Below are 323 nucleotides of genomic sequence, written 5' to 3' on the forward strand. Positions count from 1 at the left end.
CGCAGGAAGAAGCCGACCACCTTGCCTGGTGCGCGCAGCGCCTGGCCGAGCTGGATGACCGCCCCAGCCTGCTGAACCCGCTGTGGTATGCAGGCAGCTATGCGATCGGCATGGCCGCGGGGCTGGCGGGTGACGGCTACAACCTCGGCTTCGTCGTCGAGACAGAGCGCCAGGTTGAAGCACATCTCGAAGACCATCTGCGCCAGCTGCCCGAGGGCGACGAGCGCAGCCGTCGCATCCTGCAGCGCATGGCCCAAGAGGAAGCCGAGCACGCCGAACAGGCGCATGCCGCCGGCGCGCGCGCGCTGCCGTCGCCGATTCCT

General features: G+C 69.3%; 1 protein-coding gene. It reads left to right on the forward strand.

Translation table 11 applies throughout. From position 1 onward, the window contains the following. Window positions 1-323: demethoxyubiquinone hydroxylase family protein (locus FLQ44_RS17675; RefSeq protein ID WP_206208953.1), on the forward strand; the 323-nt coding region annotated here is incomplete at both ends.

It is taken from the genome of Vogesella mureinivorans (assembly GCF_007644035.1).
Classification (GTDB): Bacteria; Pseudomonadota; Gammaproteobacteria; order Burkholderiales; family Chromobacteriaceae; genus Vogesella; species Vogesella mureinivorans.